Annotated in this window: 9 protein-coding genes; 5 read left to right on the plus strand and 4 right to left on the minus strand. The window is 62.7% G+C overall.

The window, feature by feature from the left end; all coding sequences use genetic code 11:
• The first annotated feature begins 335 nt into the window (after positions 1 to 335).
• From PVA39_RS17915 to PVA39_RS17925, 3 genes are read left to right on the plus strand one after another with little or no spacing between them, the layout of a single operon-like run.
• Positions 336 to 995, plus strand: a complete 660-nt coding sequence (locus PVA39_RS17915) for a paraquat-inducible protein A (RefSeq protein WP_274125184.1) — start codon at positions 336 to 338, stop codon at positions 993 to 995.
• On the plus strand, positions 982 to 1,605 hold the full coding sequence (locus PVA39_RS17920) for a paraquat-inducible protein A (protein WP_013789979.1): 624 nt from the start codon (positions 982 to 984) through the stop codon (positions 1,603 to 1,605). Before PVA39_RS17915 ends, PVA39_RS17920 begins: the two co-directional genes overlap by 14 nt.
• Positions 1,598 to 3,895 carry a PqiB family protein gene (locus PVA39_RS17925; protein ID WP_274125186.1) on the plus strand — a complete coding sequence of 766 codons (2,298 nt, stop codon included), beginning with the start codon at positions 1,598 to 1,600 and terminating at the stop codon, positions 3,893 to 3,895. The genes PVA39_RS17920 and PVA39_RS17925 overlap by 8 nt, the downstream gene beginning before the upstream one ends.
• Positions 3,896 to 4,102: 207 nt before the next feature.
• Here PVA39_RS17925 and mksF read toward each other — a convergent pair whose 3' ends face one another.
• The 3 genes from mksF to mksB form a co-directional block, all read right to left on the minus strand.
• Positions 4,103 to 6,937 carry an Mks condensin complex protein MksF gene (gene mksF / locus PVA39_RS17930; RefSeq protein WP_274125188.1) on the minus strand — a complete coding sequence of 945 codons (2,835 nt, stop codon included), beginning with the start codon at positions 6,935 to 6,937 and terminating at the stop codon, positions 4,103 to 4,105.
• Positions 6,934 to 7,629, minus strand: coding sequence for an Mks condensin complex protein MksE (gene mksE, locus PVA39_RS17935; RefSeq protein ID WP_027909041.1), 696 nt, complete (start codon positions 7,627 to 7,629; stop codon positions 6,934 to 6,936). The genes mksF and mksE overlap by 4 nt, the downstream gene beginning before the upstream one ends.
• Positions 7,630 to 7,725: 96 nt before the next feature.
• Positions 7,726 to 8,970: an Mks condensin complex protein MksB gene (mksB, locus tag PVA39_RS17940; RefSeq protein ID WP_274125189.1), complete on the minus strand. Its 1,245-nt coding sequence runs from the start codon at positions 8,968 to 8,970 to the stop codon at positions 7,726 to 7,728.
• Between the two features lie 270 nt (positions 8,971 to 9,240).
• Here mksB and PVA39_RS17945 point away from each other — a divergent pair, with 270 nt between their 5' ends.
• The gene (locus PVA39_RS17945; RefSeq protein WP_274125191.1) at positions 9,241 to 10,338 is read left to right on the plus strand and encodes a carboxynorspermidine decarboxylase; all 1,098 of its coding nucleotides are present in this window, start codon (positions 9,241 to 9,243) and stop codon (positions 10,336 to 10,338) included.
• Positions 10,339 to 10,386: 48 nt separating this feature from the next.
• The gene (locus tag PVA39_RS17950) at positions 10,387 to 11,631 is read left to right on the plus strand and encodes a saccharopine dehydrogenase family protein (protein WP_274125193.1); all 1,245 of its coding nucleotides are present in this window, start codon (positions 10,387 to 10,389) and stop codon (positions 11,629 to 11,631) included.
• Positions 11,632 to 11,702: 71 nt separating this feature from the next.
• Here PVA39_RS17950 and PVA39_RS17955 read toward each other — a convergent pair whose 3' ends face one another.
• Entirely contained in the window at positions 11,703 to 13,010 is a 1,308-nt protein-coding gene (locus tag PVA39_RS17955; RefSeq protein ID WP_274125194.1) for a CitMHS family transporter, read from the minus strand.
• Positions 13,011 to 13,035 lie beyond the last annotated feature (25 nt).

The raw sequence follows: 13,035 nt of genomic DNA on the forward strand, positions 1-13,035 counted from the left end.
TCGGGCTGGAAAAGACCATGGCCCAATACTGAGCGGCGCCAGGCAGGCGGCCAGAACGCACGCTGACCTGGGTATCGTTTCGCTCAACCGCAGGCTACGTAAGAGGCAGCCGTAAAGGCCGTACCGTAGCGATAAGTCGCTAGAGGTAAGTAGCCTGAACCTGACCTGGGTTTCGCTTCGCTCAACCGCAGGCTACGGAAGAAATAGCGGTATCGGAGCAGAGCCGGTTAGCGAGGTAACACTCGGGTAATGTTTGTCGCTCAGATAATCGGTATAACTGTGCGTTGCTTTCAGGGTCTCATTTAGAATGGTCGGTATTTTCGAGAACTCCATCTATGCCCGAGTCGGCCGCTCAACAGTCATTAGCTGAAGTACCTCTGACGGAACTGGTCGCCTGCCACGAATGCGATCTGCTGATGCGTCGGCCTGTGATTAGCGATGGTGAGCGCGTCGAGTGCCCGCGCTGTGGCTATGAACTCTACAGCCACCGCCCCCAAGTGATACGCCGGAGCCTGGCGCTGGTCTTGGCTGCATTGCTTCTCTACGTACCGGCCAACTTCCTGCCCATCATGCAGATGACCATGCTCGGGCAGAGCTCCCACGACACGGTATGGAGCGGTGTGCTAGGGCTGTATGACGCTGGCATGCAGAGCATCGCCGTAGTGGTGTTTCTGTGCAGCATGGCAGTTCCACTGCTCAAATTGCTATGCCAACTCTTGGTGCTGCTGAGTATCTGCCTGAAGGTCGGTCGGGGTTACGGGTTTCTGCTGTACCGCATTTATCACCATATGCGTGAATGGGGCATGCTCGAGGTCTACCTAATCGGCATTCTGGTTTCCATCGTCAAGCTAGCGGATATCGCCGAGTTGTCCGTTGGCTTTGGGCTGTTCTGCTTCATTGCGCTGCTTTTGGTGCAGGTCTGGCTGGAGGTGACCATGTCCCCCCACCAGATCTGGGAAGCGCTGGCCGGGGAGGACGCCCGTGCGCGCCATTGATGCCGGCCTGATCATCTGCCACGAATGCCACCAGCTCAATCGCCATGAGCCCGAGCTCAAGCGGCAGTTCTGCTCCCGCTGTGGTGGGCGCATTCACGAGCGTCGGCCCAATAGCCTAGCCCGCACCTGGGCGTTGTTGATCACTGCGGCGATTCTCTATATTCCCGCGAACGTGCTGCCGATCATGACGGTCAATTCTTTCGGCAAGGGAGCGCCCGACACCATCATGTCCGGCGTGATCACTCTGGTTGACAATGGCATGCTGCCGATCGCCATCGTGGTGTTCGTCGCCAGCATTCTGGTGCCGACCTTCAAGCTGGTGGGCATCGGCCTTTTACTGTATTCGGTGCAACGACATCAACCGATGTCGGCTCGCCAACGCATCTTGATGTACCGCTTCATCGAGTGGATCGGACGCTGGTCCATGCTGGATATCTTCGTCATCGCCATTCTCGTGGCAGTGGTGCGGTTCGGCAGTCTGGCCAGCGTCGAACCGGGTGTGGGAGCGGTGGCTTTCGCCAGTGTGGTGATTCTCACCATGTTGGCAGCACTTACCTTCGACCCACGGTTGATTTGGGATAACACGGAATCGGATGACGACCATGAATGATCTGCCCACCGCCAGGACGCGTCCGGCCTCCAACTGGTCTGCCATATGGGTACTGCCGTTGATCGCGCTGCTGATTGGTGGCTGGCTGGCCTGGCGCGCCTATAGCGAAGCGGGCATTGAGATCCAGGTGGTGTTCGCCAGCGGCGAGGGTATCGAGGCTGGCAAGACCGAGGTGGTCTACAAGGGTATGTCGATCGGCAAGGTCACCAGCCTGACCCTGGACAAGAGCGATAAGCAGCGTGGGGTAATCGCTACGCTGGAGATGAACAAGGATATCGAGCCTCAGCTGCGTACCGGCACCCGCTTCTGGCTGGTCAAACCGAGCGTCAGCCTGGCTGGTATCACCGGGCTGGAGACGCTGGTTTCCGGTAACTACATTGCCTTTAGTCCGGGCGCTGGTGAGCCGGCTTATGACTTCCAGGCTCTGGCCCAGGCGCCACCTTTGTCTGATGAACAGCCTGGTCTCCACCTGACCCTCAAGGCCGAGCGGCTGGGCTCACTGAATCGCGACAGCCCGGTGTTCTTCAAGCAGATCCAGGTCGGGCGTGTGAAGGACTACAAGCTCGCCGACGATCAGGCCTCGGTTGAAGTGAAGATATTCATCGAACCGGCTTATGCCCATCTGGTGCGCAAACACACGCGTTTCTGGAATGCCAGCGGGATCAGTGTTGACGCTGATTTCTCCGGAGTGAAAGTTCGCAGTGAGTCCCTGACCAGCCTCGTCGCCGGCGGCATTGCCTTTGCCACTCCAGAGCACCGCAAGGACAGTCCGCCGACGGATCCCAGCAAACCCTTCCGTCTTTATGAAGACTTCGATGCGGCCCAGGCCGGTATCAAGGCGGTGGTCAAACTCAGCGATTTCGAGGGCCTGCAGGCCGGGCGTACGCCGGTCATGTACAAGGGTATTCAGGCCGGTGTCCTGAAGACTCTCAAGGTCGATCCGGATCTGAAGAGTGCCACCGCCGAACTGGCCATGGACCCGATGGCCGAGGACTATCTGGTCGAAGGCAGCCAGTTCTGGGTGGTCAAACCGTCGATTTCCCTGGCCGGCATCACTGGGCTGGAGGCGCTGGTCAAGGGCAACTACATCGCCGTTCGCCCCGGTGAACTGGGCGGCCCGCCACGCCGTGATTTCGTCGCCCGAGCCAAGGCGCCGCCGCTGGACCTCGGCGCCGAAGGTCTGCATCTGGTGCTGTTCAGCGACACGCTCGGTTCGGTGGACGTCGGCAGCCCGATTCTTTACCGGCAGATGAAGGTCGGTTCGGTGCAGAGCTTCCAGCTCGCTCGCGATAACAAGCAGGTGGTGCTGGGCGTGCACATCGAGCCCGAATATGCCGGGTTGGTGAACCGTACCACGCGCTTCTGGAACGTCAGCGGCATCACCCTCAAGGGTGGTTTGTCCGGTATCGAGGTGAAGAGCGAGTCGCTGCAGACGCTGCTGTCTGGCGGCATCGCTTTCGAGACCGATGACCTCAAGGCGCCCGCCGATGCCAAGCGCGTGCAGCGCTTCAACCTTTACGCCGACCGCGAAGCGTCGCTCAAGAGCGGCGATGAGCTGAGCATTCGCGTGGAACGCGGTGACGGCCTCTCGCCTGGCACCGAGATTCGCTACAAGGGCCTGCAGGTTGGCAAGATCGAGCGGGTCGAGCTGACCGGTGATCTGCAGGCGGTGATGCTGCATGGCCGTATCACCACCGCAGCACAACAGGTTCTGCGGCCCGGCTCGCGCTTCTGGGTGGTCAAACCTGAGATCGGCCTGACCGGCGCCGCTAACCTGGATACGCTTATCGGCGGGCAATACATCGAAGTGCAGCCATCCAGTCAGGGCAGCGGCCGGCAGACCGACTTCGTCGCGCTCAAGCAGGCGCCCGAGCAGGTGGTCGAGGAGGCGGGCCTGCGTCTGGTGCTCAGTGCGCCGCGCCGGGGTTCGCTGAAGGCCGGCTCACCGGTGACGTACCGAGAAATACAGGTCGGCAAGGTGACTGGCTACGAGCTGGGCGCAACGGCTGACCGGGTGCTGATCCATATCCTCATCGAGCCCCGCTATGCCGCGCTGGTGCACACCGGCACGCGCTTCTGGAACAGCTCCGGATTCGGTGTGGACTTCGGCCTGTTCAAAGGCGTGCAGGTGCGCACCGAGTCGGTGGAAACCCTGGTCGCTGGCGGCGTGGCCTTCGCTACACCCGAGCCGACCGGCAATGCCGCAGTACCGGGCCAGACCTTCGCATTGTTCGATGAGGCGCAGCCGGAGTGGCTACAGTGGGCGCCGAAAATCGCCTTGCCCAAGTGATGAAGGCAGCTGCGCGTCGGCCCTGCTGCGTTAAAAACAGGCTCGGAATGCTCATGTACAAAAGTACAGTCGCCCGCGACCCCGGCCGCTTCCTCCTGTTTTTGCGGGGCCGCCCAGGCCTTGCAGGACTCTAGCTCGCAAGCCTTCAAATAATGTGAAAAGAAAAGGCCCGCGTACTCCGCGGGCCTTTTCTTTACGGCAACAAGATCACACCAGCTCGGTGGCATCCTGCTCGCTGCTGGCAGGTGCAGCGAACTGCTCGCGGCGCTTGATGTACTTCCAGTCCGCTTCGTCGATGTAGATGCCGTTCGGGCCGCTGCCGCCTTCCAGGTCGATGGCCACGGTGGCCGAGACCTGGGGTTTCACCGAGGCGAGGATCGGCACGAAGCCGAGCTGCAGGCTGGTTTCGATCAGCGCCTGCTGGTTGCGCTCATCGATGTCCGCCGCCTCGTCGAGGTAGTAGGGCAGGCGCACTCGGCCAGCCAGGTCGCGGTCCATCAGGTGCAGCAGCAGGTACATGTTGGTCAGCGCCTTGATGGTCATCGTGGTGCCGTTGGAGGCTGCGCCATCGATGTCGGTGTGGATAACCGGCTGGCCGTGCACCTTGGTGATCTCGAAGGCCAGCTCGAACAGGTCCTTGAGGCCCAGCTGGTTGCCGTTGGCGGCGACCAGGCGCGACAGGTAGTCCTTGGCCTCTTCGTTCCTGGCGTCCTGCTCGGCATTCTGGGTCAGGTCGAACACCGACAGGGTTTCGCCTTCCTCGTACTGGCCGGCGCTGTGGATGATCTGGTCGATATGCCGCAGGGCTTCCTTGTTCGGCGCCAGCACGATGCGGAAACTCTGCAGGTTGGAGACCTGGCGCTTGTTGATCTCGCGGTTGAACAGCGCCAACTGGTGCTCGAGGTTGTCGTAGTCGCTGCGGATGTTGCGCAGGGTACGGGCAATGTCGGTGACCGCTGCGCGGCGCGCCTTGGCGAGCGTCAGGGCTTCGTCCTGACGGTGGGCGTAGGCATTGACCAGCAGTTGCAGGCGGCGCTCCATGTCGTCTTCGCTGTCGAACTTGGCGACGCCCTTCAGGCGCACCTGGGCGTACAGCGCCTCGATCTGCCCGTCTACGCGCTGCAGGCCCTGCCAGGTGTCCTGATAGTCGTTGAGCAGCGGCAGCAGGTTGTCCAGGGAGTCGTCGACCGGCTCCATGTACGGCGTACCGAACGGCAGGTCGGCGGGCAGCAGCTGGCGACGGCGCAGGGCATCTTCGAGGGTGCGTTCCTTGGCCTCCAGGTCGGCGATCTGCCGGCCGACCAGTTGCAGCTTGGCGGACAGTTGCTGGACGCGTTCGGTGAAGGCGTCACTGGCGCGCTTGAGCTCATCCTGGGCGGCTTCCAGCTGGGCGAGCTTCTCCAGCTTCTGCGGCTCCTCGGCGGCCAGGGTCTGGCTCTTGCGGAAGTCTTCCAGGGCCTTCTGGGCATCCAGTACCGCCTGGTACAGCTGCTCGGCCTGGGCCTTGCTGGCGGCGCGGTCGGCGGCGACCGATTGCTGGGTCTTGAGCTGCTTGAGCTCGCGGTCGAGACGATCCTTCTGGTCGCGCAGCGCGGCGCGGTCGGCCAGGGCCTGCAGGGCTGGCGGCTCGACGTGGGACAGGTCGATATCCAGACCGGGCACCTGGAAGCGCTCGCCCTTGAAACCGTCGAGGATGGCTTCGAGGGATTTCACCCACACATCGCCCTCGTCGAGCTGGATGCCTTTCTCACCTAGCGGCAGGCTGAACAGCTGGCCGTTGAACAGGCGCATCAGGCGATCGACATCGGCCTGGGAGAACTCTTCACGCAGGCGCGAGTAGCTGTTGTTGTCGGCGTGGTCGAGCTGCTGCTTGACCGACTTGAGGCGTTTTTCCAGGTCGCGCAGGCGCTCGTCCAGGTCTTCGCTGGAGAACTGACGGGACTGCGCCAGGGCGCCGGCCAGTTCGTCGTGGGCATCCTTGGCGGCCAGCAACTGGGCTTCCAGCACCTTGATGTCGTCGACCAGGGCAAAGCGGTTCTTCAGTACCGCCAGCTCGCCCAGCCAGCGCTGGATCTCGCTGATCTCGCGCTCCATGCGCATCAGTTCCTGGGTGCCGCCACGCTGGTCGTTCTGCAGGCTGTCCTGCTCGTTACGATAATGCTCGGCCTGGATGACCAGCTCTTCCTTGCGGGCATCGGCGTAGTCGTGCCAGGTGCCCAACAGGTTGTCGAGCAGCGGCGAGAGGCGATGCAGCTTGCCGCGCAGCTGTTCGCGCTGGGTGACGCCGGATGCCAGGGCTTCGATCAAGGGGCCGGCAGTGACCAGCGCCTGGTAGTCCTGCTCCATGCGGCGCACGTCGCGGAAGGCTTCCTCGGTGGCGGCGATGTAATCGACGCTGCCCGAGCGCAGGCTGTGCTCGAAGGCATCGAGGAACAACTGCTTGAGCTTCGCCGCGGTGATCTCGCGCATGTGCAGGAGGTTGATGAACAGAGCGCGGAAGGTCTTCAGGCTCTGTTCGCTGGTCGAGCGCAGCGGGATCAGGGTCAGGTCCAGCGGGATGCTGGTGTGGCCGCCGACCAGCAGACGACGCAGTTCGTCGGGCTTGAGCTCGTAGGCGGTGATACCGGCCTGGCCGAGGTTCTTGAACAGCTCGCGTTGGCGCAGACAGGTGCCGTTCTGCTGGTAGTGATCCAGGTCCAGCTCGCCCTGGTAGGCGAAGAACTGGTGGCCGAAGCCGCCGCCCGGGCCGCGACCGGCCACGCCGATCACATGGGGGCCATGGGGCAGGGCGACTTCGACGAGGATGTAACTGGTGTCGGTGGCGAAGTAGAACTTGCGCGACTGCTCCAGGCTGTACTTGCCGAAGCTCATGTCCGACATCCGCGCCAGGATCGGGAACTGCAGCGCGTTGATCGACGCCGACTTGCCGAGGTTGTTGGCGCCGTACACCGACAGCGGGTTCTCCAGCGGGAACAGGCCGAGGCTGTAGCCAGCGGTGTTGAGCAGGGCGAAGCGGCGGATACCGTAGCGTTCCTGGGTCATGCGTCTTGCTCCTGTGCGGCGCGCTCTTCGGCCATGGCGCGGGCCATGGCGTCTTCTTCGGATTCTTCTGCAGCGTCGTCGAGGGTGATGATCGGGTCACCACTGTCGTCGTCGATCAGCACCGGTGCCGGCAGCGGCAGGTCGGTACTGTGCAGGCTGGCGGCCAGGTCGCGGTCGTGCTGCACTGCCAGGCACACGTCGAGGAAGCGGTGCATCGGCGGCAGGAAGCGGTACACGCCGTTGCTGTCTTCGGCGAAGCCAAGCTGGGTCAGGCGGCGGATGACCTTGTCTTCGAGCTCTTCATGGGTGGTGACTTCGGCCTGCAGGAACAGGTCGCGGTATTTGTCGAGCAGTGCCGGCAGCTCGTCGCGGCCGATGGTGCCGCCGTCGAGCACGGAGAGTGGGTCACGCCCCTGGTCGGCCAAATGCTCGACCAGGATGAAGGTGAACAGCGCCAGGCGCTGAGCCGTCTTGTTGACCTGGGGCGCGGCCTGCTCGGGCACGAAGTAATAAAAGCCACGCGGGTCGCAGACCAGCTCGAAGCCCAGGGCGCGAAACAGCGCGCGATACTGATCCTGCATGCTGGACAGCTGGGCGTAGCACTCGGGCTCGCTGCGCGAGATGTGGTAACCCTTGAACAGGTCGCGGAACGCGGCCGCGAGCTGGGTCATTTCTTTCAGGTCGATATTCATAGGTGATGCTCTTTGGCAGTTGCAGCCGTGGCTGCAACTGAAACGATTGGGCGGCCAATGGTGGACAAGCTTCGCGTTGTCCACCCTACGCCGCGCTTAAGCATTAGGACGGCCCACCAGGGCATAGGAGCTGATGCTGATTTCGTGCTCGCGGGTCAGGTAGGTCTGGCGCTCCAGGCGGTCACGCTGGAAGCGCGACTCGCGCGACAGGCGCGAGAACCAGTACAGCAACTCGTCGGTGGCGCCTTCGGGCTCCTGTTCCAGCAGCCAGGTCATCAGATCCGGCAGTGGCAGCGACTGCTCGCAACGGTCGATCATCTCCCGGGCGGTTTTCGGCGCACGCGGGTTGTCACCCTTGCGCTTGCCGGTGGCTTTCGGGAAGTGGTTGGGCTTGGCCTCGAAGCGCGCCAGGGCATAGACGTAGGCCTCGACCTGGGAGGCGCTGCCCAGGAAGTTGCTCTGCGGTCGGGTGAACAGCGGCATGGCGGCCTGTGGCACGGCGTCGATGCCTTTCTTGCGGATTACCGACAGGGCCAGCGCCGCACCACGGGTCACGGCGTTGTGGCGACGGGCTTCCTCGCGCAGCGGCAGCAGCAGTTCGCGGGCCTTGCGCAGGGTCAGCTGGGCGCTGGTCTGCATTTCCAGAATGCGTGCGTGGGTGCGCAGCAGCAGATCGTCGTCGACCAGTTGGCCGAGGCGCTGCTGCTCGCCGAGCAGTTTGAGCAGCACCTGCTCTACGCGGCGCACGCCTTGCTCGAAGGCGCCATCGGCGGCGACCAGCTGGATCATCGGCTCGACGTATTCGTCCCAGGTGGCCAGCACTTCGGCGTAACGCTGGCGCAGGGGAATCTGCCGGTCGCTGGTCTTGGCCCGCTCGGCCACGCCGATCAGCGCCTGCTCGTCGTTATTGAGCTTTTTCAACACATCGCGCACGCGCATGTCGAGCAGGCGCAGCTGGCGGGCCAGGTCGTTGCCGTCGCGCACTTCGAAGGCGTCCTGGATGTAGCCGGCCAGGCGCTCGAGGTGACGCAGGTAGGCTTCGATCTCCAGGCACAAGCCTAGGCGGTGCTCACGGCGCAGGTACGACAGGAAGTCGTGGATCTGCGCGTTGAGCTCGAAGCGGTTGGGGCTCTTGGCCACCGGCACCAGGATGTCCAGGCGGATCCACTGGTCGAGCACGGCGGTGACATCCACCGCCGTGCTTTGCGGTGGTAACTGGGCAGTCAGCTGGTTGCGCAGCTCCACCAGGCTCAGGGTGCCGGCATCGAAGCGTTCACCGAGCGGTTCGAGTAGGGCCCAGTGCTCGGCGAGGGCGCGCAATACGCGTTTGGGGTCGATCATCGCGGGACGGTCGCTCGCTTGCGAAAAAACGCCGATTGTACGGGAAACGGAGCCCGACCTTTAAGGGCAGCGACACATTGTCATGCACCGGTCACGCCGGGCGGGCATGCTCGGCGGCAGTCGGGCCGGGCAACGCGTCGAAATACCCCGATATGGACAAAATATGCTCAACGGCCTTTCGATCTGTGGCCGTTGTCGGCACAATTCGCGTCCGCTTTTTTCAGGAGGCTGGCGGGCTCCTGTTGGCCGACCTTTATTACGGACTGCGCAATGATCAAAACGCCGTACTACCTCATCGACAAACAGAAGCTGTTGGGCAACATGGAGAAGATCGCCTACGTGCGCGAACACTCCGGTGCCAAGGCGCTGTTGGCCCTCAAATGCTTCGCCACCTGGTCGGTCTTCGACCTGATGCAGCAATACATGGACGGCACTACCTCCAGCTCGCTCTACGAGCTCAAGCTAGGCCGCCAGAAGTTCGCTGGCGAAACCCATGCCTACAGCGTGGCCTGGGCCGATGACGAGATCGAGGAGATGCTCGCCAACTGCGACAAGATCATCTTCAACTCCATCGGGCAGCTCGAGCGCTTCGCCGAACAGTCCGAGGGCAAGGTGCGCGGCTTGCGCGTCAACCCGCAGGTCAGCAGCTCCGACTATCTGCTGGCCGACCCCGCGCGCCCGTTCAGTCGCCTCGGTGAATGGGACCCGTCAAAGATCGACGCGGTGATCGATCAGATCTCCGGTTTCATGTTCCACAACAACTGCGAGAACGGCGACTTCGGCCTGTTCGACAAGATGCTCAGCCACATCGAAGAGCGCTTCGGCCACCTGCTGCACAAGGTCGAGTGGGTCAGCCTCGGTGGCGGCATTCACTTCACCGGTGAAGGCTATGCGCTGGACGCCTTCTGCGCGCGCCTCAAAGCCTTCTCCGAGAAGTACGGTGTGCAGGTCTACCTGGAGCCGGGCGAAGCGGCCATCACCGGCAGCGCCTCGCTGGAAGTCACCGTGCTCGACACTCTCTACAACGGCAAGCACCTGGCAGTGGTGGACAGCTCCATCGAAGCGCACATGCTCGACCTGCTGATCTACCGCCTCAACGCCAAGCTGGCGCCCAGCGAGGGTGAGCACACCTATATGGTGTGCGGCAAATCCTGCCTGGCCGGCGATATCTTCGGCGAATACCAGTTCGAGAAGCCGCTGCAGATCGGTGACCGCCTGTCGTTCGTCGACGCGGCAGGTTACACCATGGTCAAGAAGAACTGGTTCAACGGCCTGAAGATGCCCGCCATCGTGGTCAAGCAGCTTGACAGCAGCGTCGAGGTGGTTCGTGAATTCGGTTTCGACGATTACCTGTCGAGCCTGTCGTAATACCGCAGCACCTTTCTCAACGAGCGCAGTACCCTGGAGGTGAAACAATTGAAGAAGAACGTCCTTATCATTGGTGCAGGAGGTGTCGCCAAGGTGGTGGCCCACAAGTGCGCGCAGCACAACGACGAACTCGGTCGTATTGCCATCGCGTCACGGAACATCTCCAAATGCCAGGCCATCATCGACAGCGTCAAGGCCAAGGGTAGCCTCAAGGTTCCCGCCGACATCCAGGCCTTCTCGCTCAATGCATTGGACATCGAGGCGACCAAGGCGCTAATCCGCGAGACCGAATCGCAGATCGTCATCAACGTCGGTTCCGCCTTCCTCAACATGTCGGTGCTGCGTGCGTGCATCGATACCGGCGTGGCCTACCTGGACACCGCCATTCACGAAGAATCGGGCAAGATCTGCGAAACCCCGCCCTGGTATGGCAACTACGAGTGGAAACACCTCGAGGAATGCCAGCAGAAGAACATCACGGCCATTCTCGGCGTCGGTTTCGACCCGGGTGTGGTCAACGCCTATGCGGCCCTGGCCCAGCAACAGCATTTCGACAAGATCGAGTCGATCGACATCCTCGACGTCAATGCCGGCAGCCACGGCAAGTATTTCGCGACCAATTTCGACCCGGAAATCAATTTCCGCGAGTTCACCGGTACCGTCTACAGCTGGCAGAACAGCCAATGGACGAGCAACCGCATGTTCGAGGTCAAGCGCACCGACGACCTGCCGGTCGTGGGTTCGCAGAACCTGTACCTGACCGGCCACGACGAAGTGCACTCGATCTCCAAGAACCTGGACGTGCCCAACGTGCGTTTCTGGATGAGCTTCGGCGAGCACTACATCAACGTGTTCACCGTGCTGAACAACCTTGGCCTGCTCAGCGAGCAGCCGGTAAAAACCGCTGAAGGCCTCGAAGTGGTGCCGCTGAAAGTGGTCAAGGCCGTGCTGCCGGATCCGGCTTCCCTGGCACCGGGCTACACCGGCAAGACCTGCATCGGTGACCTGGTCAAAGGCACCAAGGATGGCAAGGCCCGCGAAGTGTTCATCTACAACGTGGCCGATCACGAAGAAGCCTATGCCGAGACTGACAGCCAGGGTATTTCCTACACCGCCGGCGTGCCCCCAGTCGCCGCAGCCCTGCTGGTCGCCCGTGGTGAGTGGGATGCCAAGCGCATGGCCAACGTCGAAGAGCTGCCGGCCGAGCCGTTCCTCAAGGCGCTGGACGTGATGGGCCTGCCGACTCGGATCAAGGATGAGCACGGCGATCGTCCCTGGGATCAGTCGCTGTAAGACTGGCCTACGCAGTCGCTGCATGAAAAAAGGATCGCCTCGGCGATCCTTTTTCGTTTGCGGCATCAAGGTCAGACGGTGACCACTCCCAGGAGTACCGCCGCGGCCAGCATCACCAGGCTGATGCCCCAGGCCCACAGCACCGTGTAGCGGATGTGCTTGTACAGCTCGACGCCGGCCAGGCCGATGGCCAGGTACACGCTCGGCACCACCGGGCTGATACCAAAGCCGGTGTTCTCGCCGATCAGCATGGCGTTGGCCACCGAGGCCGGGTCGACGCCGGCCGCCACGGCCACGTCACGGATCACCGGCAGCAGGGCGAAGTAGTAGGCGTCCGGCGAGAACAGCATGCCCAGCGGCACACCGAAGGCGCCGATGATCACGTGCAGCCAGTTGGCCGAGCCCTCGGGCAGGATGTTGATCATCCAGTGCGCCATGCCTTCGGACATGTCGGCGCCCGACAGCACGCCGAGCAGGATGCCGGCCGCGAGCATCACCAGGGCCATCTGCATGGCGTCGCTGGCGTGGCGCAGCACTGCCTTGTTCTGCTGGTCCAGGCTCGGGTAGTTGATCACCAGGGCCACGCCCAGGCCAACCATGAAGCAGGCGAACAGCGGAAAGGCGCCCGTGAACAGGCAAACCAGAATGGCCAGGGTCAGCGCCAGGTTGGCCCAGTAGCGCCAGTCGCCGGGACTCAGTTGCAGGCCGCTTTCATCGGCGCGCGATGCTTCGGCTGGCGCCTGGCCGGTGATCACGCCTTGCGCAGCGTGCTGACGTTGGGCACGCAGGCCCAGGAACACCGCCAGAGCCATGACCAGTGCCAGGCCGACCACCTGGACGGGAATCAGCGAGATCCACAGTTGCGAGGCTTCGATGCCGGTCACTGCCGAAGCGCGGGCAGTGGTGCCGCCCCAGGGCACCATGTTCATCACTCCGGCGCTGAGCACCACCAGGCACAGCAGCATTTCGCGGCGCATGCCCAGGCGCAGGTACAGCGGCAGCAGGGCGGGAATCACCAGCAGGAAGGTCGCCGCACCGATGCCGTCCAGGTGGGTGACGGCGGTCACTGCCACGGTGACCATCGCCACCGCCAGCGGGCGGCCGCGGGTGCTCTTGAGCAGAAAGGTCACCAGCGGAGCAAACAGCCCGCGCTCGCGCATCACGCCGAAATACAGGATGGCGAAGATGAACAGCGTAGCAGTGGGTGCGACGGCCTTGAGGCCTTCGGTGATAAACTTGCCGATTTCGCCGAGGCCGAAGCCGGCCATCACGCAGGCGATCACCGGCAGGGTGACGAAGGCAACCAGCGGGGTGACACGTCGCATGAGAATCAGCGCGACGATGGTGAACATCAGGATGAAGCCGAGTGCGGTAATCATGTCGAACTCTCCGGTCTTATTCTTG

Source organism: Pseudomonas sp. CNPSo 3701, assembly GCF_028674975.1.
GTDB classification, from domain to species: domain Bacteria; phylum Pseudomonadota; class Gammaproteobacteria; order Pseudomonadales; family Pseudomonadaceae; genus Aquipseudomonas; species Aquipseudomonas straminea.